At 58.5% G+C, this 19,427-nt stretch carries 26 protein-coding genes; 25 read left to right on the top strand and 1 reads right to left on the bottom strand.

Translation table 11 applies throughout. The features are described from left to right. Nucleotides 1-3 precede the first annotated feature (3 nt). Nucleotides 4-192, bottom strand: a complete 189-nt coding sequence (locus Q1B27_RS14890) for a hypothetical protein (RefSeq protein WP_299848594.1) — start codon at nt 190-192, stop codon at nt 4-6. A 70-nt stretch (nt 193-262) separates the two neighbouring features. On the opposite strand from Q1B27_RS14890, the gene Q1B27_RS14885 reads away from it, so the two are divergent. From Q1B27_RS14885 to Q1B27_RS14765, 25 genes are all read left to right on the top strand, one after another. Next, on the top strand, nt 263-1,312 hold the full coding sequence (locus Q1B27_RS14885) for a cobalamin-independent methionine synthase II family protein (protein ID WP_299848593.1): 1,050 nt from the start codon (nt 263-265) through the stop codon (nt 1,310-1,312). Between the two features lie 150 nt (nt 1,313-1,462). Beyond that, entirely contained in the window at nt 1,463-1,828 is a 366-nt protein-coding gene (locus Q1B27_RS14880; protein ID WP_299848592.1) for an NADH-quinone oxidoreductase subunit A, read from the top strand. Continuing rightward, a complete protein-coding gene (locus tag Q1B27_RS14875; RefSeq protein ID WP_299848591.1) occupies nt 1,819-2,352 on the top strand; it encodes an NADH-quinone oxidoreductase subunit B family protein in 534 nt (177 codons plus the stop codon). Before Q1B27_RS14880 ends, Q1B27_RS14875 begins: the two co-directional genes overlap by 10 nt. Next, nucleotides 2,349-2,675, top strand: coding sequence for an antibiotic biosynthesis monooxygenase (locus Q1B27_RS14870; protein WP_299848590.1), 327 nt, complete (start codon nt 2,349-2,351; stop codon nt 2,673-2,675). The genes Q1B27_RS14875 and Q1B27_RS14870 overlap by 4 nt, the downstream gene beginning before the upstream one ends. After that, complete coding sequence (locus Q1B27_RS14865; protein ID WP_299848589.1) at nt 2,668-3,276, top strand: NADH-quinone oxidoreductase subunit C; 609 nt, start codon at nt 2,668-2,670, stop codon at nt 3,274-3,276. The genes Q1B27_RS14870 and Q1B27_RS14865 overlap by 8 nt, the downstream gene beginning before the upstream one ends. After that, nucleotides 3,273-3,455, top strand: coding sequence for a hypothetical protein (locus tag Q1B27_RS14860; RefSeq protein WP_299848588.1), 183 nt, complete (start codon nt 3,273-3,275; stop codon nt 3,453-3,455). The genes Q1B27_RS14865 and Q1B27_RS14860 overlap by 4 nt, the downstream gene beginning before the upstream one ends. Further along, nucleotides 3,455-4,684 (top strand): NADH-quinone oxidoreductase subunit D, encoded by a 1,230-nt coding sequence (locus Q1B27_RS14855; protein ID WP_299848646.1) that lies wholly within the window; start codon nt 3,455-3,457, stop codon nt 4,682-4,684. Before Q1B27_RS14860 ends, Q1B27_RS14855 begins: the two co-directional genes overlap by 1 nt. Then, on the top strand, nt 4,684-5,049 hold the full coding sequence (locus Q1B27_RS14850; protein WP_299848587.1) for a hypothetical protein: 366 nt from the start codon (nt 4,684-4,686) through the stop codon (nt 5,047-5,049). The genes Q1B27_RS14855 and Q1B27_RS14850 overlap by 1 nt, the downstream gene beginning before the upstream one ends. A 21-nt stretch (nt 5,050-5,070) precedes the next feature. After that, nucleotides 5,071-5,355 carry a hypothetical protein gene (locus tag Q1B27_RS14845; RefSeq protein ID WP_299848586.1) on the top strand — a complete coding sequence of 95 codons (285 nt, stop codon included), beginning with the start codon at nt 5,071-5,073 and terminating at the stop codon, nt 5,353-5,355. Nucleotides 5,356-5,357: 2 nt separating this feature from the next. Then, a complete protein-coding gene (locus tag Q1B27_RS14840) occupies nt 5,358-6,536 on the top strand; it encodes an NADH-quinone oxidoreductase subunit E (protein WP_299848585.1) in 1,179 nt (392 codons plus the stop codon). Nucleotides 6,537-6,549: 13 nt separating this feature from the next. Further along, on the top strand, nt 6,550-6,768 hold the full coding sequence (locus Q1B27_RS14835) for a DUF5337 domain-containing protein (RefSeq protein ID WP_299848584.1): 219 nt from the start codon (nt 6,550-6,552) through the stop codon (nt 6,766-6,768). 6 nt (nt 6,769-6,774) lie between these two features. Further along, nucleotides 6,775-8,070, top strand: coding sequence for an NADH-quinone oxidoreductase subunit NuoF (nuoF, locus tag Q1B27_RS14830; protein WP_299848583.1), 1,296 nt, complete (start codon nt 6,775-6,777; stop codon nt 8,068-8,070). Nucleotides 8,071-8,265: 195 nt separating this feature from the next. Continuing rightward, on the top strand, nt 8,266-8,682 hold the full coding sequence (locus Q1B27_RS14825) for an MAPEG family protein (RefSeq protein ID WP_299848582.1): 417 nt from the start codon (nt 8,266-8,268) through the stop codon (nt 8,680-8,682). Nucleotides 8,683-8,730: 48 nt separating this feature from the next. Further along, nucleotides 8,731-9,063, top strand: a complete 333-nt coding sequence (locus Q1B27_RS14820) for a hypothetical protein (protein WP_299848581.1) — start codon at nt 8,731-8,733, stop codon at nt 9,061-9,063. Between the two features lie 124 nt (nt 9,064-9,187). Continuing rightward, nucleotides 9,188-9,595 carry a DUF5333 domain-containing protein gene (locus Q1B27_RS14815; protein ID WP_299848580.1) on the top strand — a complete coding sequence of 136 codons (408 nt, stop codon included), beginning with the start codon at nt 9,188-9,190 and terminating at the stop codon, nt 9,593-9,595. 6 nt (nt 9,596-9,601) lie between these two features. Beyond that, a complete protein-coding gene (nuoG, locus tag Q1B27_RS14810; protein ID WP_299848579.1) occupies nt 9,602-11,620 on the top strand; it encodes an NADH-quinone oxidoreductase subunit NuoG in 2,019 nt (672 codons plus the stop codon). Continuing rightward, nucleotides 11,620-12,024 carry a hypothetical protein gene (locus tag Q1B27_RS14805; protein WP_299848578.1) on the top strand — a complete coding sequence of 135 codons (405 nt, stop codon included), beginning with the start codon at nt 11,620-11,622 and terminating at the stop codon, nt 12,022-12,024. Before nuoG ends, Q1B27_RS14805 begins: the two co-directional genes overlap by 1 nt. A 7-nt stretch (nt 12,025-12,031) precedes the next feature. Then, on the top strand, nt 12,032-13,069 hold the full coding sequence (gene nuoH, locus Q1B27_RS14800) for an NADH-quinone oxidoreductase subunit NuoH (RefSeq protein WP_299848577.1): 1,038 nt from the start codon (nt 12,032-12,034) through the stop codon (nt 13,067-13,069). A gap of 4 nt (nt 13,070-13,073) precedes the next feature. Beyond that, on the top strand, nt 13,074-13,841 hold the full coding sequence (locus tag Q1B27_RS14795) for a bifunctional 2-polyprenyl-6-hydroxyphenol methylase/3-demethylubiquinol 3-O-methyltransferase UbiG (protein WP_299848576.1): 768 nt from the start codon (nt 13,074-13,076) through the stop codon (nt 13,839-13,841). Nucleotides 13,842-13,845: 4 nt separating this feature from the next. Next, a complete protein-coding gene (nuoI, locus tag Q1B27_RS14790) occupies nt 13,846-14,340 on the top strand; it encodes an NADH-quinone oxidoreductase subunit NuoI (protein ID WP_299848645.1) in 495 nt (164 codons plus the stop codon). Beyond that, nucleotides 14,337-14,750: a carboxymuconolactone decarboxylase family protein gene (locus Q1B27_RS14785; RefSeq protein ID WP_299848575.1), complete on the top strand. Its 414-nt coding sequence runs from the start codon at nt 14,337-14,339 to the stop codon at nt 14,748-14,750. Before nuoI ends, Q1B27_RS14785 begins: the two co-directional genes overlap by 4 nt. Continuing rightward, a complete protein-coding gene (locus tag Q1B27_RS14780; protein ID WP_299848574.1) occupies nt 14,747-15,355 on the top strand; it encodes an NADH-quinone oxidoreductase subunit J in 609 nt (202 codons plus the stop codon). Before Q1B27_RS14785 ends, Q1B27_RS14780 begins: the two co-directional genes overlap by 4 nt. Nucleotides 15,356-15,398: 43 nt before the next feature. Beyond that, complete coding sequence (gene nuoK, locus Q1B27_RS14775; protein ID WP_299848573.1) at nt 15,399-15,704, top strand: NADH-quinone oxidoreductase subunit NuoK; 306 nt, start codon at nt 15,399-15,401, stop codon at nt 15,702-15,704. Between the two features lie 4 nt (nt 15,705-15,708). Continuing rightward, nucleotides 15,709-17,880, top strand: coding sequence for an NADH-quinone oxidoreductase subunit L (gene nuoL / locus Q1B27_RS14770; RefSeq protein ID WP_299848571.1), 2,172 nt, complete (start codon nt 15,709-15,711; stop codon nt 17,878-17,880). Continuing rightward, nucleotides 17,880-19,427, top strand: a complete 1,548-nt coding sequence (locus Q1B27_RS14765; RefSeq protein WP_299848570.1) for an NADH-quinone oxidoreductase subunit M — start codon at nt 17,880-17,882, stop codon at nt 19,425-19,427. Before nuoL ends, Q1B27_RS14765 begins: the two co-directional genes overlap by 1 nt.

The following is a 19,427-nucleotide window of genomic DNA, read 5'->3' as shown; positions in this document are numbered from 1 at the left end:
CTGTCACGTCGGTTGCAGCATTTCAGCTTTGGACGGATGAGAGGTTTCCGGTTGTTTGTAACCATCCCCGATCATTCCAACCTGCGCGGAATCAAGGAGCGTAGCGACGCCGCGCATCGCCAGCCCGCGATCCGGCAATGCGCGGCTCGGAACCAGAGTTGCAGATATCTTTTGCAGGCCAGACCCGTTCATAATGTTTTCCTTGAAACCAGAAACGCTCTAGCATCTGGCAGTAACTTTTCTGTCTAAGAAGGATGCCGCCATGCCATTACCCACCACCTGTATCGGGGCCTATCCCAAGCCCGATTACGTACCGATCTCGGACTGGTTCCAGGTGCGCTGCGATTCCGATGATTACAGCGACGCGGTGCTGCGCAAATGGACCGAAAACAGCGATAAGGATATCGAAGCGCTGCTGGACCGAGCGACGGTTGAGGCCATCGAAGATCAGATCGCCTGTGGCATCGACATGCCCACCGATGGAGAGCAACGGCGCGAGAATTACGTGCATTACCAGTGCCGCCATTTCGAAGGGTTCGATTTCGAGAACCTGACCGAGACCGTGCAACGGAACGGGGCCTATAAATCCGAACTGCCCACGATCCGCGCACCGATCCGGGCGACGGATACCTCGACCCTTGTTCGCGATTGGCAGGTGGCGGAAAAGGCGGCGGGCCGTCCCGTCAAGATCACAGTGCCGGGGCCGATGACGATCTCGGACACCACGGCGGATGCCTATTACAACGACGCGCCGAAATTGGCGCGGGATCTGGCGGATGCGCTGAACGGGCAGATTCGCGCCCTGGCCGAGGCCGGATGCCGCAACATTCAGGTGGACGAGCCTATCTTTGCCCGCAAACCGGATGCAGCACTGGTCTATGGGACCGAGACTCTGGAGCGGTGTTTTCACGGGTTGCCCGGGGACGTGAACCGCGTGGTGCATATGTGTTGCGGCTATCCGTCCTATCTGGATCAGGACGATTATCCCAAGGCCGAACAGGAATCCTATGTTCAGATCGCTGATGCGGTGGATGGCCTGACCGATGAGATTTCGATCGAGGATGCGCATCGTCATAATCCCGCGCATCTCTTTCCGCATTTCAACAAATCAAAGCTCATCGTGGGATTTGTCACTGTCGCGTCCAGCCGCGTTGAGACAGTTGAGGAAATTCGTGAGCGCATGACCGAGGTGATGCAGCATCTGCCAGCGGAGCGATTGATCGCGGCGCCCGATTGTGGCCTGGGTTTTCTGGGTCGGGAATTGGCGATGAAAAAACTCAGGAATTTATGCGACGCGGCCAAGTCTGTCTGAGGTCCGGCCGGGCGGTTAATCCGCGAATTTCGACGCAGTTAAAATGCTATGGTCAGGTTGACCCCACCATAGGGCAGGGGTAAACCCGGATGTAGTCATAAAGAGCCATCTGAATGCGCGGCAATTCAAGCGCATGAAAGGAGCCACCACGTGGAAGAGATGCTGAGGGAATACCTTCCCATTCTCGTTTTCCTGGCCATCGCCATCGGTCTTGGAATTGTTCTGATTCTCGCCGCCGTTGTGCTGGCTGTCCGCAACCCCGATCCGGAAAAAGTAAGCGCCTACGAATGCGGCTTTAACGCCTTCGATGACGCGCGGATGAAATTCGATGTGAGGTTCTACCTGGTGTCGATCCTGTTCATCATTTTCGATCTGGAGATTGCGATGCTGTTCCCCTGGGCGGTGGCGTTCAAGGACGTCAGCATGGTCGGGTTCTGGTCGATGATGGTGTTCCTTGCGGTGCTGACCGCAGGATTTGCCTATGAATGGCGCAAAGGAGCGATGGAATGGGAGTGATGACCGGCGCCAATACCGCGGGCGGTGACCGCGACTATGCCACGCAGGAGCTGAACCGCGACCTGCAGGACAAGGGCTTTTTGCTGACCACCAGCGAAGACATCGTCAACTGGGCGCGGACCGGCTCACTGCACTGGATGACATTCGGCCTGGCCTGCTGTGCGGTTGAAATGATGCATACCGCGATGCCGCGCTATGACGTGGAACGCTTTGGTTTTGCTCCGCGCGCCAGCCCGCGCCAGTCGGACGTGATGATCGTGGCCGGCACCCTGACCAACAAGATGGCCCCGGCGCTGCGCAAGGTCTATGACCAGATGCCCGAGCCGCGCTACGTGATCTCAATGGGCAGCTGCGCCAATGGCGGCGGCTATTACCATTACAGCTATTCCGTGGTGCGCGGCTGTGACCGGGTCGTGCCGGTCGATATCTATGTGCCCGGCTGCCCACCCACCGCCGAGGCGCTGGTCTATGGCATCATGGCCCTGCAGCGCAAGATCCGACGTACCGGGACAATCGTACGATGAGCGAGGCCGTGGTCAGAAGGTGGGAAGCCACCGTGTCACGCGACGACCTGAGCGCTTGGGTCGACACATTTCGCGAACGCGTCTTGCCAAATATGCGTGCTGTGGACGGGTTTTGCGATGTGACTTTTCTGGCGCGGCGCGATGAAGACCCCTGCCACGTGATTGTCTTGACGAAATGGCGGGATATGGCAGCCATTGTTTCTTTTGCGGGCAAACATGCGGCGAAGACCGTGCTGCCGGATTTCATGGCGCGTTTTTTCAAGACCCATGATGCAGAAGCCACGTTTTACGACCAGATACTCCGGGAGGACGGCGATGACTGATGCGCTGAACGAACTTGGCACCCATATCGAGATGAAGCGTACCGATTGCGTGCTGGGCTGGAACGTAGCCCATGACGAACTGACGGTCGATGTGGCGCTTTCCAATATCGTCGGGCTGGTGGAGTTTCTGAAGAACGACCAGACCTGCAAATTCTCGACCCTGGTGGATATCACTGCCGTGGACTATCCCGAGCGGGCCAAACGGTTTGACGTGGTCTATCACTTCCTCTCCATGTACCAGAACCAGCGCATTCGCCTGCGCATCGCCGTGCGCGAGGATGAGATGGTGCCGTCGATCGTCGAGGTGCACCCGTCTGCCAACTGGTTCGAACGTGAAGTGTTCGACATGTATGGCATCCTGTTTTCCGGTCATCCGGACCTGCGCCGTATCCTGACCGACTATGGTTTCCGCGGGCATCCGTTGCGCAAGGATTTCCCGACCACGGGCTATACCGAGGTGCGCTATGACGAAGAACAAAAGCGCGTGGTCTATGAACCGGTCAGCCTGGTTCAGGAATACCGCCAGTTCGATTTCATGAGCCCGTGGGAAGGTGCCGAATACATCCTGCCCGGTGACGAAAAGCAGGAGGAAGCGAAATGATCCCGTTTCTGACTGAGATTGCGGAATTAGCAGCTGCAGCGATGTTGTTTGCAGGCGCTATGCCGTTTTTAAAAAATTCTCCCGCCGAGAGTCCTCTGCGCGCGAAAGTTATCAATGGTTTAGCTTTTGAGACTCCCACATCTGGATTTCTGCCAAATAAGAAATGGGGTGCGATATGATGGACGGCTCCAATAACGGGCGCGGCTACGAGGACGCCCAGACCGGCGAACAGCAGATCCGCAATTTCAACATCAATTTCGGGCCTCAGCACCCGGCGGCGCATGGTGTGTTGCGGCTGGTGCTGGAACTGGACGGTGAGATTGTCGAGCGTTGTGACCCGCATATCGGCCTGCTGCACCGTGGCACTGAAAAGCTGATGGAAAGCCGCACTTACCTGCAGAACCTGCCCTATTTCGACCGGCTGGATTACGTGGCTCCGATGAACCAGGAACATGCCTGGTGCCTGGCCATCGAAAAGTTGACCGGCACCGTGGTGCCACGTCGGGGCAGCCTGATCCGGGTGCTCTACAGTGAAATCGGTCGCATCCTGAACCATCTGCTGAACGTCACCACGCAGGCGATGGATGTAGGCGCGCTGACCCCGCCGCTCTGGGGCTTCGAGGAACGCGAAAAACTGATGGTGTTCTACGAACGCGCCTGTGGCGCCCGTCTGCACGCGGCTTACTTTCGTCCCGGTGGAGTGCATCAGGATCTGCCGGAAGACCTGATCGACGATATCGAAACCTGGGCAAATGAATTTCCCGCCGTGATCGACGATATCGACGGGCTGCTTTCTGAAAATCGTATTTTCAAGCAGCGCAATGCCGATATCGGCGTGATCAGCGAACAGGATGCGCTGGATTGGGGTTTCTCGGGCGTGATGGTGCGCGGTTCGGGCATGGCTTGGGATTTGCGCCGGGCGCAACCCTATGAATGCTATGACGAGTTCGAATTCCAGATCCCGATTGGCAAGAACGGTGACTGCTATGACCGCTACCTTTGCCGGATGGAAGAGATGCGCCAATCGCTGCACATTATTCATCAGGCGATTGCCAAACTGCGGGCCGAAGACGGACAGGGCGATGTTCTGGCGCGTGGCAAGCTGACTCCGCCGACGCGCGGTGACATGAAGACCAGCATGGAAAGTTTGATCCACCATTTCAAACTATACACCGAGGGTTTCCATGTGCCCGAGGGCGAGGTCTATGCCGCCGTTGAGGCCCCGAAAGGGGAATTCGGCGTTTACCTGGTGGCCGATGGCACCAACAAACCCTACCGCGCCAAGATCCGCGCACCGGGGTATCTGCACCTGCAAGCGATGGATTACGTGGCCGGGGGCCACCAATTGGCGGACGTGGCTGCAATCATCGGAACGATGGATGTCGTTTTCGGGGAGATTGACCGGTAATGACGCTGGAACTGGCCGCCATAGCCCTTTCGGGTGTGGGAATTCTGGTGACGGGGGCGCTGGCGTTGTTGTTCCTGCGTGATCCGATCTCCGGTCTTGACCAGACAACGCATCGGTTGGAAAAACTGCCCGAGGTGATGACCGACCGGTATATCGCCTTCACCATTCTGGCCATCGGGGCCACGCTATATGGCGATCTGAACGTGATCGCGGTGCTGTTCACGACCTTTGCCTTCATGGGATTTGCCGATGCATGGATCTATGCGCGTGGCGGGTTCCCCTTTGGCAAGCATCTGGCGGCCGGATTTGCCGCCTCGGTCGTGGTGCTGGTGGCGCTGCTGGCGATGGGGCGTGAACATGTTTGAAGGGACAAGAGGATATTGCGAATGAAGCTGGGCCAAAAGATTTGCGTATTTGCACTGGGTTTGCTGGTGACAGGCTGTGCCCTGCCACCTGATGGGGTGAGCCAGGAACAAATTGCGGCCTATGAAACCGCCGTAGCCAGCATTGGGTGCGAAATGGTGCACGAATCCGATTATCTTCCCGTCGAACTGCAAGCGGGACTTACCCGCGAACAAACGCTTGCCATCACCAAATATCAGCTTGCCGCTGACCGTGCCGTCAAACTTCCCGAAGGCGGCGTGAAACTGACCACAGGAGCCTGTGCCTGAGAATGCTACGCCGTCTTCATCACGAGCAGCCCGACAGCTTTGCCTTTACGCCCGCCAACAAGGAATGGGCTGAAACGCAGATCACCAAATACCCCGAAGGCCGTCAGGCCAGCGCGATCATTCCGCTGCTCTGGCGCGCGCAGGAGCAAGAGGGCTGGCTGAGCCGTCCGGCGATCGAGCATGTGGCCGATATGCTGGGGTTGGCCTATATCCGGGCGCTTGAGGTGGCCAGCTTCTACTTTATGTTCCAGCTGCAACCGGTTGGTTCTGTTGCAAATATTCAGGTTTGTGGAACAACATCCTGCATGATTTGCGGGGCCGAGGATCTGGTGGGTGTCTGCCGTGAAAAGATCGCCGACAAGCCCCACACGCTGAGCGCGGATGGTAAGTTCAGCTGGGAAGAGGTTGAATGCCTGGGGGCTTGCGCCAACGCGCCAATGGCCCAGATCGGCAAGGATTATTACGAGGATCTGACGGCGGAACGTCTGGCCGAGATCATTGACGAACTGGCATCAGGCAAGGTGCCTACGCCTGGCCCGCAGAACGGGCGCTATGCCTCTGAACCGCTAAGCGGGTTGACCAGCCTCAAGGATTTCGACAGCGGCCAGACCAAGTACAATGCCAGCGTGCAACTGGCCACGGATATCGGTGAAACGGTCAAGCGGATCGACGGCACCGAAGTGCCGATCCTTGCCCCGTGGCGTGACAAAGGGGCCAATCACAAGCCCGACGCACCGTCGGTCAAGCTCAGCGCAGAGCCGCAGGATGTCAGTGCCGCTGCGCCGGTGATGGCAAAACCCGCTGCTGACAAGGCCGACAAGCCAAAATCAGCGGCGAAACCCAAACCCGCCAAACCGCAAAAGGCCACCAAAGCGGCGTCGACGCCCGATGCGGGCACCAAGCCCGAGGCGCTGAGTGGAGCGCGCGGTTATGCCGCCGATGATCTGAAACAGATCAAAGGTGTTGGACCCAAGCTTGAGAAGCTATTGAATTCGCACGGGATTTATCATTTCGACCAGATTGCATCCTGGTCCGAGGCCGAGGTGGCCTGGGCCGATCAGAGCCTGGTGGGTTTCAAGGGCCGGGTGAGCCGAGACAATTGGGTCGATCAGGCAAAGGTGCTGGCCGAAGGTGGCGAGACCGAGTTTTCGAAGCGCGTCGAAGATGGCGACGTGTACTGACGGATGATGAGTGATGGGTGGCAAAGAGGACGAAAGCAGAAAGGGGCGGCAGGCCGCTCTGGTGATCGCCGGGACGGCGGTTTTCTGGGTCGTTGCCTCATTCGTGGGCGGGCAGCTTGGGCTGGACAACCGCACACGGGCGCTTCTCGATCTTATCGCCTTGGCAGGGTTCATCTGGGCCTTGTGGATGATCTTTCAAATCTGGCGCGCGCGTCAGGATAATCAGGGGTAGTCACGGATGCTGAACGACCAGGACCGTATCTTTACCAATCTCTACGGGATGCATGATCGCACGCTGAAGGGCGCGCAGGCGCGGGGCCATTGGGATGGGACCGCAAAGATCCTGCAAAACGGGCGCGACTGGATTGTCGATCAGATGAAGGGCAGCGGGCTGCGTGGACGTGGCGGCGCGGGCTTTCCGACCGGATTGAAATGGTCGTTCATGCCCAAGGAAAGCGACGGTCGCCCGTCCTATCTGGTGGTCAATGCCGACGAATCCGAACCCGGCACCTGCAAGGACCGCGAGATCATGCGCCACGATCCGCATACGCTGGTCGAAGGCTGCCTGATCGCCAGTTTCGCGATGAATGCGCATGCCTGCTACATCTACATCCGTGGCGAATATATTCGGGAGAAAGAGGCGCTTCAGGCCGCGATTGACGAGGCCTATGAGGCCGGTCTGATCGGCAAGAATGCCTGTAAATCCGGCTATGATTTCGACCTTTATCTGGCGCATGGCGCGGGGGCCTATATCTGTGGCGAGGAAACCGCGCTGCTGGAAAGTCTTGAGGGCAAGAAGGGCATGCCTCGGATGAAGCCACCGTTTCCGGCCGGTGCCGGACTTTATGGTTGCCCGACCACGGTGAACAATGTCGAATCCATTGCGGTTGTGCCCACAATCCTGCGGCGCGGGCCGGACTGGTTTGCAAGTTTTGGCCGCGCGAACAATGCCGGCACCAAGCTGTTTGCGATCTCGGGCCACGTGAATAACCCCTGTGTCGTCGAAGAGGCGATGTCGATCACCTTCGAGGAACTGATCGACAAGCATTGCGGCGGTATCCGGGGCGGTTGGGATAACCTCAAGGCGGTGATCCCGGGCGGATCGTCGGTGCCCTGTATCCGTGGTGAGCATATGCGCGAGGCGATCATGGATTTCGACTACCTTCGCGAACAACGCTCGGGGCTGGGAACGGCGGCGGTGATCGTGATGGATAATTCCACCGATATCATCAAGGCGATCTGGCGCTTGTCGAAATTCTACAAGCACGAAAGCTGTGGCCAATGCACGCCCTGCCGCGAGGGGACAGGTTGGATGATGCGGGTGATGGATCGTCTGGTGCAGGGTGATGCCGAACCGGAAGAGATCGACATGCTGTTGGACGTGACAAAGCAGGTCGAGGGCCATACCATTTGTGCGCTCGGTGACGCAGCGGCCTGGCCGATCCAGGGCCTTATCCGCAATTTCCGCGATGAAATCGAAGATCGCATCAAGGCAAAACGAACCGGCGCCGTCAGCGCCGTGGCGGCGGAATGAGCATGCTCGGCATAATCGGCCTTGAATGCCCCTCCTGTGAAAAGGTTCCTTATGTAGCTTTTGCAGGTTGCAGGCGTTGCGGTTACCACCTTCTGAGTTTTTCGAGCTCTGTTCAACGGTGGGCTATTTTTGCCGCAGTAGTGTTTATGACCATCGTGGTCTTGGGAATTCGTAGTGGGGCAACAGAATAACATGATGGAACAATTCGCAGCATACGGACATGCGATTGTCGCGATGGCAGGGACGGCCATTTTTGGCCTTTTCCTCAGTCCGCTATCCGCAATGCGCAAATCGGCGCTTGGCCTGGCGCCCGGGTGTCAGCCCGAGGCGGATTATTCCAGTTCGGTCTATCGCTGGCACCGCGCCTATTTGAACCTGTCCGAGACGACTGGTTTTTTCGTGGCCTGTGTTGCGGCGGCCATTCTGGCAGGAGCCAGTCCGTTCTGGGTGAACCTTTTCGCCTCGATTTTTTTCGTCAGCAGGCTGGTGCTGGCCTTTGTCCACATCAAGGGGATCGGCAAGCCGGACATGAGCGTGCGGTCTTTCACCTACGTGGCGGGCTGGCTGATGTGTATCTTGCTGGCGCTCATGGCTATTTTTGCGGTTTTGTAGGGTGAGTATGGTGCAGATATATCAACAGATCGGATCGGAGCGCGGCGCATGAGAGGTCTGTCGCTCTTGCTGGTTTCGGCCCTGATGCTTGGCGCATGCACGGACAAGGAACAACGCGTGTTCTTTGACGGTAAATACTTCCCCGCCAAGGCAAAGAAGGTAAAGGGCGATCGGGAGGCGTTCGTCGTGACCGTGCGCAAAACTGCCCAGGGTTTGAACGGCGCGCGCGAGGCGGGGCGTCATGCCGCCGTGAAATACTGCGTTGAGAATTTCGGGTATTCCGGCATTGATTGGATAAGCGGTCCGGACGCCAAGGATGGATCACCGATGCTGTCGAAAGGCAATCTGGTGCTGAAAGGGCGTTGCCGCGTATGGGAGTAAATTGCTTTATATCAAGGTGTTACCCTGCCTGTTATTGCATATCAGGTGGCGGGGAAGCCACCTTTGCGTTGAGCGGGTCGCGTCCCCAAGCGATGCCCGTGTATCGCATCAAAGGAGACACCCAATGCGTATGATCCCCACAATCGCCCTGAGCCTTACGCTGATCCTGACCTCGTTCAGCGCCTCGGCGCAATCCGGTCTTTATCACGAGAAAGAAGTCAACAACCGGCTGCTGGTGGCGGCGGTGGTCGACAAGATCAACCGCGAATGCAAAAGCCTTTCGGTCCGCTTCTTCAAGGCACGGGCGTTCATACGACGCACTGAGGAAATCGCCCGGTCGCTTGGGTACAGTGACCAGGAAATCAAGACCTATACGGAAGACAGGGACAACAGGGCCGAGATGCGCAAACGCCGCGACCGTTATTTTGAAGCCAACGGGGCCAGTAGCCTTGATGGTGAGAGCCTTTGCGTCCTTGGCCGTTCGGAAATCCAGAAGAACAGCCAGATCGGCGCAGTACTGAGAGCAAGGTGAGAATGCATGTCTGACTTACGCAAGATCATTATCGACGATACCGAAGTCGAAGTAGATGGTGCGATGACCCTGATCCAGGCCTGTGAGCAGGCCGGGATCGAAGTGCCGCGCTTTTGTTATCATGAGCGTCTGTCGATTGCCGGTAACTGCCGGATGTGTCTTGTGGAAGTTGTGGGCGGACCGCCAAAACCCGCCGCCTCCTGTGCCATGCAGGTGCGTGACCTGCGCCCGGGCCCCGAAGGCCAGCCGCCGGTGGTGAAAACCAACAGCCCGATGGTCAAGAAGGCCCGCGAGGGGGTGATGGAATTCCTGCTGATCAACCACCCGCTGGATTGTCCGATCTGCGATCAGGGCGGCGAATGCGACCTGCAGGATCAGGCGATGGCTTACGGCGTCGATTTCAGCCGTTTCCGCGAGCCCAAGCGCGCCGTGGACGATCTGGATCTGGGTCCGCTGGTCGAAACCCACATGACGCGCTGTATTTCCTGCACCCGCTGCGTGCGCTTCACCACCGAAGTGGCGGGCATTCACCAGATGGGTCAGACCGGCCGTGGCGAGGATTCCGAGATCACCGCTTATCTGGGGGAGACGCTGGACAGTAACCTGCAAGGTAACATCATTGATCTTTGCCCGGTGGGGGCGCTTGTCTCAAAACCTTATGCTTTCACAGCTCGCCCTTGGGAGCTGACCAAGACCGAAACCATCGACGTGATGGATGCACTTGGCAGCAATATTCGGGTTGATTGCAAGGGCCGCGAAGTGATGCGCATCCTGCCGCGCAACCATGACGGTGTGAACGAAGAATGGATCAGCGACAAGACCCGTTTCGTCTGGGACGGGTTGCGCCGCCAGCGGTTGGACAAGCCCTATATCCGTGAAAACGGCAAGCTGCGCCCCGCAAGTTGGGGTGAGGCATTGGGTGCGGCTGCATCAGCCATGAAGGGCAAGAAAGTTGCGGGTCTGGTTGGCGATCTTGCCTCGGTCGAGGCGGCCTATGCGCTCAAGCAACTGGTTGAAGCGCACGGCGGTAATGCCGAATGCCGGACCGACGGGGCAAGACTGCCCGCTGGCAACCGCTCGGGCTATGTCGGCACGGCGGCGATCGAAGATATTGATGACGCAAAATTCATCATGCTCATTGGCACCAACCCCCGGATTGAAGCACCGGTGCTGAATGCCCGCGTTCGCAAGGCGTGGAGCAAAGGCGCAACGGTAGGTCTGATCGGCGAAGCCGTGGACCTGACATTTGACTACACCCATGTGGGCACGGATCGGGCGGCGCTTGGTGGCCTTCTGGGCAAGGAGCACGGCGCGGTTCTGGACGCACCCAGTGTTGTCGTTGTCGGGCAGGGGGCACTGCGTGAAGCCGACGGCGAGGCCGTGCTGGCTGCGGCGATGACGCTGGCGGAAGAGACCGAGTCGAAATTGCTGGTGCTGCACACAGCCGCAGGACGTGTCGGCGCGATGGATGTGGGGTGTACCACAGACGGTGGGCTGGATTCTGCCATTGATGGCGCCGACGTCGTTTACAATTTGGGTGCTGATGAGGTCGAAATCGCCGAGGGTGCTTTCGTGATCTATCAGGGTAGCCACGGCGACAGGGGTGCACACCGTGCCGATGTGATCCTGCCGGGTGCTGCCTATACCGAGGAACAGGGGCTTTTCGTCAACACCGAAGGTCGCCCGCAACTGGCGCAACGCGCCGGGTTTGCACCGGGCGAGGCCAAGGAAAACTGGGCGATCCTGCGGGCGCTCAGCGGCGAGATGGGGGCGGCGTTGCCTTTTGACAGTCTGGCACAGTTGCGTCAGGCGATGGTCGAGGCCGCGCCGCATCTGGCGCAGATCGACGAGGTGCCCGAGAATGACTGGCAACCGCTGAGCACGGGTAAGCTGGGCAAGGCGGATTTCCGCGGTGCGATTGCCGATTTCTACCTGACCAACCCGATTGCCCGTTCCAGCCAGCTGATGGCCGAGCTGAGCGCCAATGCCAAGGCCCGTGGCGAAAAGCCGATGGCGGCTGAGTAATGCGGTTTCGCGCTCTCATATCCCTGGTGGTTCTTGCCCTTGCGGCGGGGTTGTCAGGCTGTGAGACGCAGACCAATGATGAAGTGAGCCGTGCCGCGCCCGTCTACGAGGGTATTGATACGCGGCTTCTGGACGGTGATCTGGTGAATTTCCATGTCGCCATGAGCGGCGAAAGCTCGGTCGAGGATGTGGATCAATATGCGGCTTGTGCCGCCGCGCAATATACACTGATCCGGGGCTACGGATTTGCGCGCCATGTGCGCACTAATGTGGTCGAAGAGGGTGGCATCTGGCGCGGTGATGCGGTTTATACGATTTCATCTTCGCTGCCCCGCGGACTGAAAACAATCGACGCAGAAGTCGTCGCCGCGCATTGCGCGGAAAACGGAATACCGATGGTGTGAGGACCTGATGGCTGAATTCTTTACAACCCCCTTCGGGATCGCGGTTCTGATCGTAGCGCAATGTCTGGCTGTCATTGCCTTTGTCATGGTCAGTCTGCTGTTTCTGGTCTACGGCGACCGCAAGATCTGGGCCGCAGTTCAGATGCGGCGCGGCCCGAACGTTGTGGGCACCTTCGGTTTGCTGCAATCCGTGGCCGACGCCCTGAAATACGTGGTCAAAGAGGTGGTCATCCCGGCCGGCGCCGACAAGGCCGTCTTCATGCTGGCACCCCTGACCAGCTTCGTTCTGGCGATCCTGGCCTGGGCGGTCATTCCGATGAATGAGGGCTGGGTTCTCAGCGATATCAACGTGGCTATCCTGTTTGTGTTCGCTGTCTCCTCGCTTGAGGTTTATGGCGTGATCATGGGCGGCTGGGCCTCAAACTCGAAATACCCGTTCCTGGGCTCGTTAAGATCGGCCGCGCAGATGATTTCCTACGAGGTCAGCATCGGTCTGATCATCATCGGGGTGATCATCTCGACCGGGTCGATGAATTTTGGCGATATCGTCGCCGCACAGGATGGCGATTACGGCTTCTTCAGCTGGTATTGGCTGCCGCATTTCCCGATGGTTTTCCTGTTCTTCATCTCGGCGCTGGCGGAAACCAACCGTCCCCCGTTTGACCTTCCGGAGGCGGAATCGGAGCTGGTTGCTGGCTATCAGGTTGAATATTCGGCGACACCCTTCCTGCTGTTCATGGCGGGTGAGTATATCGCCATTTTCCTGATGTGCGCTCTGACGTCGCTCTTGTTCTTCGGTGGCTGGCTCTCGCCCATTCCCGGACTGCCGGACGGTGTGTTCTGGATGATCTCCAAGATGGCGTTCTTCTTCTTTATCTTCGCGATGGTTAAGGCAATCACGCCGCGCTACCGCTATGACCAGCTGATGCGCATCGGCTGGAAAGTATTCTTGCCGCTCAGCCTGGGTTGGGTGGTGATCGTGTCATTCCTGGCAAAATTCGAAGTCCTGGGCGGTGCATGGGCCCGCTGGGCCGTAGGAGGCTGAACCCTTGGGGATCGACTGCGTCCTTTTTGATCGACTGGTCGAACTTTCGACCCGGTTCCAGCCGAAAGGCCGGACCCTGATGCTTGGGCGTCAGTCGTTCGGGATTCAGACGAAGTTCCGGGCGGAATATGAACGGTCATTGCAAAGCAACGGGATTGACGGCAAGCGGTTCGATTTCCTGCAGGAGGACGGGTTTTCCGAAACCCTGATGGCCAAGCTGGGCTTTGGCACGATGGAGACGCTGGATTTCTCGGATTACGAGGGAGCGTCGATCATCCACGACCTGAACCAGTTGCCGCCCAAGAAGCTGGAAAAGAAGTTTGACCTGATCTTCGACGGCGGCACGATCGAACATGTGTTCAATGTGCCCAATGCGCTGGAAACCGTGTTCCGCATGCTTAAACCCGGTGGGCGGTTCATCTCGGCCAATGGGCTGAACGGCTGGTATGGGCACGGCATGTACCAGTTCAATCCCGAACTGGTCTGGACCTTCTGGAAGCGGGCCTGCAATTGCAACGTGATCGACTGCCGCGCGCTGCCGATTGAACCGCTTTCGGATTATGATCACGTGGTGTTTGAAGACCCGGCGCTGACCGGGCACAGGCTGCGGCTGAAGAACAAGATCGGGCCGGGGCGCACGTATCTGTACTACGAGATCGAAAAGACCAAGGAATCGCACCTGCCGCAATACGCGTTGCAGAGCGATTACGAAGCGACGTGGCAGGGCCACAGGAATGCCGGAGAAATCCGGCTGGATGAAGCAAGGGGCTGAGGCGATGGCGAATATAGATTATGGACGCGCGGCGGGCTATTTTCTGCTGAAGGACTTTTTCGTCGGCTTCAAGCTGGGGCTGAAATACTTCTTCGCCCCCAAGGCCACGCTGAACTATCCGCACGAAAAAGGCCCGCTTTCCCCACGGTTCCGCGGTGAGCACGCGCTGCGCCGCTATCCCAATGGCGAGGAACGCTGCATTGCCTGCAAGCTTTGCGAGGCGATCTGCCCCGCGCAGGCCATCACCATCGACGCCGAGCCGCGCGATGACGGATCGCGCCGGACCACGCGCTACGACATCGACATGACCAAATGCATCTATTGCGGGTTCTGCCAGGAGGCCTGCCCGGTGGATGCGATCGTCGAAGGCCCGAATTTCGAATTCGCCACCGAGACCCGCGAAGAGCTGTTCTATGACAAGGCCAAGCTTTTGGAGAATGGCGAACGCTGGGAAGCCGAGATCGCCCGCAACCTTGAACTGGACGCACCTTACAGATGAGTGACACCAGCAACCCTTTCGCCGCCATGATGGCGCAGGCGCAGGAGATGGCCAAAGCCATGAACCCTGCGCTGGAATCCTTCTCGCCCAAAGGGTTCGAAAACCTGTGGCCGACCATGCCCAAGGAATTCATGGAAATGGCCTTTGGCAAGGGGATGAGCAAGGATGGGCTGGACGCCAAGACGCGCCTGCTGCTGACGCTGGCCGGGCTGACCATGCTGGGTGCGCAGAGCGATACGCAGATACGCATGACCGTGCGCCACGCGCTTGAGGCCGGCGCCACCAAGGATGAGATTGCCGAGACCATCGGGATGATGTCGATGTTCGCCGGCCTGCCGTCGATGACCCGCGCGATGGAGATTGCGCGCGGCGTGCTGGACGAGCACGAGGAAGAGGGAAAAGAGACATGACCATCGCAACGCTATGCTTTTATCTGTTTGCGATTTCCGTACTGGTGGGCGGGCTTTTCACCGTGATCAGCCGGAACCCGGTGCATTCGGTGCTGTGGCTGATCCTGTCTTTCATCAGTGCGGCGGGACTGTTCGTTCTGCTGGGAGCGGAATTCGTGGCCATGCTGCTGGTCATTGTCTACGTGGGCGCGGTCGCGGTGCTGTTCCTCTTTGTGGTGATGATGCTGGACGTGGACTTTGCCGAGTTGAAGGCCGAGATGGCCAAATACATGCCCCTGGCGTTGCTGATCGGCATGGTTCTCCTGATGCAGTTCGGCCTGGCCTACGGCGTATGGGAAACCGCCGAGGGCGCCGAGGCGGCGCGTGCCGCCGTGCCCGCCGAGGGAGTTGAGAACACCGCGGCACTTGGCCTGCTGCTCTATGATAAATACTTCCTGCTCTTCCAACTGGCGGGCCTGATCCTGCTGGTAGCGATGATCGGGGCAATTGTCCTGACCCTGCGCCATCGTCAGGACATCAAGCGCCAGAACGTGCTGGCGCAGATGTATCGCGATCCGGCCAAGGCAATGGAACTGAAAGACGTAAAACCGGGGCAGGGGCTGTAACGCCACCTAGCAAACCGACCAAGAATAAGAACCGAGGGACGACATGATAGGTTTGGAACATTATCTGACAGTGGCGGCGGCCTTGTTCGTCATTGGCATTTTCGGCCTCTTCCTCAACCGGAAGAACGTCATCATCCTGCTGATGTCGATCGAGCTGATGCTGCTTTCGGTCAATATCAACCTTGTGGCCTTCTCGTCCTATGCGGGCGATCTGGTGGGGCAGGTCTTTACCCTTTTCGTGCTGACGGTGGCGGCGGCCGAGGCGGCGATCGGGCTGGCCATTCTGGTCTGCTTCTTCCGCAATCGCGGCACGATCGCGGTTGAAGATGTCAATGTGATGAAAGGCTGAAGACATGGAAAAAATCATCCTCTTCGCGCCTTTGATCGGGGCCATCATCGCCGGTTTCGGCTGGCGGATCATCGGCGACAAGGGTGCACAATGGCTGACCACTGGCCTGTTGTTCCTCTGTGCGCTGCTCAGTTGGATCGTGTTTCTTGGCCATGACGGGGAAACCCATTACATTCACGTGCTGGACTGGGTGCAGTCGGGCACGCTGGATACCGCCTGGGCCATCCGCCTCGATCGTCTGACGGCGATCATGCTAATCGTGGTCACGACGGTTTCGGCCCTCGTGCACCTTTATTCTATGGGCTACATGGCGCATGACAGCCAGTTCGACGAAGAAAAAGAAAGCTATCGCCCGCGTTTCTTTGCCTATCTGAGCCTGTTTACCTTCGCCATGCTGATGCTGGTCACGGCGGATAACCTGGCGCAGATGTTCTTTGGCTGGGAGGGCGTGGGCCTGGCCTCGTACCTGCTGATCGGCTTCTATTACCGCAAACCAAGCGCCAATGCTGCGGCGATCAAGGCCTTCGTGGTCAACCGGATCGGTGATTTCGGCTTTGCGCTTGGGATCATGGCGCTCTATTTCCTGACCGATAGCATCAAGTTCGACGATGTCTTTGCCGCCGCACCCGAGCTGGCGCAGACGCAGCTGACATTCCTCTGGACCGATTGGAACGCCGCCAACCTGATCGCCTTCCTGCTGTTCGTGGGCGCGATGGGCAAATCGGCACAGCTCATTCTGCACACCTGGCTGCCCGACGCGATGGAAGGCCCGACACCGGTGTCGGCGCTGATCCATGCCGCGACCATGGTGACGGCGGGCGTGTTCCTTGTCTGCCGCATGTCGCCGCTGATGGAATATGCGCCCGAGGCCAAGATGTTCATCACCTTCCTCGGCGCATCGACCGCGTTTTTCGCGGCCACCGTGGGCCTCGTGCAGAACGACATCAAACGCGTGATCGCCTATTCGACCTGTTCGCAGCTGGGCTACATGTTCGTGGCAGCCGGTGTTGGCGTCTATTCGGTCGCGATGTTCCACCTCTTCACCCATGCGTTCTTCAAGGCGATGCTGTTTTTGGGCGCCGGGTCGGTCATCCACGGGATGCACCATGAGCAGGACATGCGGAACTATGGCGGGCTGAAAAGCAAGCTGCCCTATACGTTCTGGGCGATGATGATCGGCACGCTGGCGATTACCGGTGTGGGTATTCCGCTGACGACAATCGGCTTTGCCGGGTTCCTCAGTAAGGACGCGGTGATCGAAAGCGCCTATGCGGGAACGGCGGGGGGCTATGCCTTCTGGATGCTGGTCATCGCTGCGCTCTTCACCAGTTTCTACAGCTGGCGTCTGATGTTCATGACTTTCTATGGCAAACCGCGCGGGGACAAACATACCCACGATCACGCCCATGAAAGCCCGATGACCATGCTGGTGCCGCTTGGCGTGCTGGCACTTGGCTCGGTCTTTGCCGGGATGGTGTGGTATGGCAGCTTCTTTGGCAAGCACGAGCAGGTGAATGCGTTCTTTGGCATCCCCACCCATCATGCCGAGGCGGCAACAGGCCATGACGAGGCCACGGAGCACGGCGAAGCCGCAACCGCGGATGACGGTCATGCCGCGGCCGAGGATACCCATGCCGCCACTGATGACGGTCACGGTGACGCCGCCATGAAAGAGGAGGAGGGCGATCACGCCACCGCCTCGATGGCGCATCATGGCGAAGCGCCCAAGGGCGCGATCTTCATGGCGCCGGACAATCACGTGATGGATGATGCGCACCATGCGCCCAAATGGGTCAAGGTCAGCCCGTTCATCGCTATGTTGATCGGGTTCCTGACAGCACTCTGGTTCTATATCTGGGACCCTTCGATGCCCAAGAAACTGGCCGAGAGCCAACGCCCTCTCTACCTCTTCCTGCTGAACAAGTGGTATTTCGATGAGATTTACGATGCCATTTTTGTTCGCCCGGCCAAGGCGCTTGGTTCGTTCTTCTGGAAACGCGGCGATGGCAATGTCATCGACGGCTCGATCAACGGGGTGGCCATGGGCATCATCCCCTTCTTCACCCGCCTCGCGGGGCGGGCACAGTCGGGTTACATCTTCACCTATGCCTTTGCGATGGTTATCGGGATTGCGGTGCTTGTCACTTGGATGAGTTTCACCGGAGGGGCTGAATAATGGATAATCTTCTTTCCATCACAACCTTCATCCCCACCATCGCGGCACTGATCCTGGTAGTGTTCCTGCGGGGCGAGGATGAGGCGGCACAGCGCAATGCGAAATGGGTAGCGCTGATTGCCACCTCGCTGACTTTTGTCGTTTCATTGTTCATCCTGGCCGGGTTCGACCCGAGTGATACAGGTTTCCAGTTCGTGGAAGAGCGCAATTGGCTTCTGGGCTTGAAATACAAGATGGGTGTGGACGGGATCAGTGTCCTCTTTGTCTTGCTGACAACATTCATCATGCCACTGACCATTGCCGCGTCGTGGAACGTGACCACCCGGGTCAAGGAATACATGATCGCCTTCCTGGTGCTGGAAACGCTGATGCTGGGCGTCTTCATGGCACTGGATCTGGTGCTCTTCTACCTCTTCTTCGAGGCGGGCCTTATCCCAATGTTCCTGATCATCGGCATCTGGGGTGGCAAGGAACGCATCTACGCCAGCTTCAAGTTCTTCCTCTATACCTTCCTCGGCTCGGTTCTGATGCTGGTGGCGATGGTGGCGATGTTCGCCGACGCGGGCACGACAGATATCCCGACGCTGATGAACCACCAGTTCGGATCGGAAAGCTTCAGCTTGCTGGGCATCCAAATTGTTGGTGGGGCACAGACGCTGATGTTCATCGCCTTCTTCGCAAGCTTCGCGGTCAAGATGCCGATGTGGCCGGTCCATACCTGGCTGCCTGACGCACACGTTCAGGCCCCCACCGCAGGGTCGGTCGTGCTGGCGGCAATCCTCTTGAAAATGGGGGGCTATGGCTTCCTGCGGTTCAGCCTGCCAATGTTCCCCATCGGGTCCGAGGTGATGACACCGCTGGTCCTGTGGATGTCGGCCATCGCGATCGTCTACACCTCGCTGGTCGCCCTGGCGCAGGAGGACATGAAAAAGCTGATCGCCTATTCCTCGGTGGCCCATATGGGATACGTGACCATGGGCATCTTCGCCGCGAACCAGCAAGGCATCGACGGCGCGATCTTCCAGATGATCAGTCACGGCTTCATCTCCGGCGCGCTCTTCCTTTGCGTCGGTGTGATCTACGATCGGATGCACACGCGCGAAATTGATGCCTATGGGGGGCTGGTCAACCGGATGCCGGCCTATGCGCTGATCTTCATGCTCTTTACCATGGCCAATGTCGGCCTGCCGGGCACCTCGGGCTTCGTCGGGGAATTCCTGACGCTGATGGGCATCTTCCAGGTCAATACCTGGGTGGCGATGGTCGCAACCTCGGGCGTGATCCTCAGTGCTGCTTACGCGCTTTGGCTCTATCGCCGGGTCGTGATGGGTGACCTGATAAAGGAAAGCCTGAAGTCGATCACCGACATGAGCAAACGCGAACGCGCGATCTTTGCACCACTGGTGGTAATGACCATCCTGCTGGGGGTATACCCGGCCCTGGTGACCGATATCATCGGCCCCTCCGTCGAGGCGCTGATTACCAATTACGACACTGCCCTGGCAGACGGCCACGCCGCCAGTCAGACCGCAGCCGTTTCGCATTAA

Source organism: uncultured Roseovarius sp. (assembly GCF_947489715.1).
Lineage (GTDB): Bacteria > Pseudomonadota > Alphaproteobacteria > Rhodobacterales > Rhodobacteraceae > Roseovarius.
Note: the sequence above shows the minus strand (reverse complement) of the source record. Positions and strands in the feature narration are given on the sequence as shown.

Bases quoted from the DNA above. Each gene is read 5' to 3' on its own strand.
- Q1B27_RS14890 (WP_299848594.1), bottom strand. From the start codon at position 192: ATGAACGGGTCTGGCCTGCAAAAGATATCTGCAACTCTGGTTCCGAGC.
- Q1B27_RS14885 (WP_299848593.1), top strand. From the start codon at position 263: ATGCCATTACCCACCACCTGTATCGGGGCCTATCCCAAGCCCGATTAC.
- Q1B27_RS14875 (WP_299848591.1), top strand. From the start codon at position 1,819: ATGGGAGTGATGACCGGCGCCAATACCGCGGGCGGTGACCGCGACTAT.
- Q1B27_RS14870 (WP_299848590.1), top strand. From the start codon at position 2,349: ATGAGCGAGGCCGTGGTCAGAAGGTGGGAAGCCACCGTGTCACGCGAC.
- Q1B27_RS14865 (WP_299848589.1), top strand. From the start codon at position 2,668: ATGACTGATGCGCTGAACGAACTTGGCACCCATATCGAGATGAAGCGT.
- Q1B27_RS14860 (WP_299848588.1), top strand. From the start codon at position 3,273: ATGATCCCGTTTCTGACTGAGATTGCGGAATTAGCAGCTGCAGCGATG.
- Q1B27_RS14855 (WP_299848646.1), top strand. From the start codon at position 3,455: ATGGACGGCTCCAATAACGGGCGCGGCTACGAGGACGCCCAGACCGGC.
- Q1B27_RS14850 (WP_299848587.1), top strand. From the start codon at position 4,684: ATGACGCTGGAACTGGCCGCCATAGCCCTTTCGGGTGTGGGAATTCTG.
- Q1B27_RS14845 (WP_299848586.1), top strand. From the start codon at position 5,071: ATGAAGCTGGGCCAAAAGATTTGCGTATTTGCACTGGGTTTGCTGGTG.
- Q1B27_RS14840 (WP_299848585.1), top strand. From the start codon at position 5,358: ATGCTACGCCGTCTTCATCACGAGCAGCCCGACAGCTTTGCCTTTACG.
- Q1B27_RS14835 (WP_299848584.1), top strand. From the start codon at position 6,550: ATGGGTGGCAAAGAGGACGAAAGCAGAAAGGGGCGGCAGGCCGCTCTG.
- nuoF (WP_299848583.1), top strand. From the start codon at position 6,775: ATGCTGAACGACCAGGACCGTATCTTTACCAATCTCTACGGGATGCAT.
- Q1B27_RS14825 (WP_299848582.1), top strand. From the start codon at position 8,266: ATGGAACAATTCGCAGCATACGGACATGCGATTGTCGCGATGGCAGGG.
- Q1B27_RS14820 (WP_299848581.1), top strand. From the start codon at position 8,731: ATGAGAGGTCTGTCGCTCTTGCTGGTTTCGGCCCTGATGCTTGGCGCA.
- Q1B27_RS14815 (WP_299848580.1), top strand. From the start codon at position 9,188: ATGCGTATGATCCCCACAATCGCCCTGAGCCTTACGCTGATCCTGACC.
- nuoG (WP_299848579.1), top strand. From the start codon at position 9,602: ATGTCTGACTTACGCAAGATCATTATCGACGATACCGAAGTCGAAGTA.
- Q1B27_RS14805 (WP_299848578.1), top strand. From the start codon at position 11,620: ATGCGGTTTCGCGCTCTCATATCCCTGGTGGTTCTTGCCCTTGCGGCG.
- nuoH (WP_299848577.1), top strand. From the start codon at position 12,032: ATGGCTGAATTCTTTACAACCCCCTTCGGGATCGCGGTTCTGATCGTA.
- nuoI (WP_299848645.1), top strand. From the start codon at position 13,846: ATGGCGAATATAGATTATGGACGCGCGGCGGGCTATTTTCTGCTGAAG.
- Q1B27_RS14785 (WP_299848575.1), top strand. From the start codon at position 14,337: ATGAGTGACACCAGCAACCCTTTCGCCGCCATGATGGCGCAGGCGCAG.
- Q1B27_RS14780 (WP_299848574.1), top strand. From the start codon at position 14,747: ATGACCATCGCAACGCTATGCTTTTATCTGTTTGCGATTTCCGTACTG.
- nuoK (WP_299848573.1), top strand. From the start codon at position 15,399: ATGATAGGTTTGGAACATTATCTGACAGTGGCGGCGGCCTTGTTCGTC.
- nuoL (WP_299848571.1), top strand. From the start codon at position 15,709: ATGGAAAAAATCATCCTCTTCGCGCCTTTGATCGGGGCCATCATCGCC.
- Q1B27_RS14765 (WP_299848570.1), top strand. From the start codon at position 17,880: ATGGATAATCTTCTTTCCATCACAACCTTCATCCCCACCATCGCGGCA.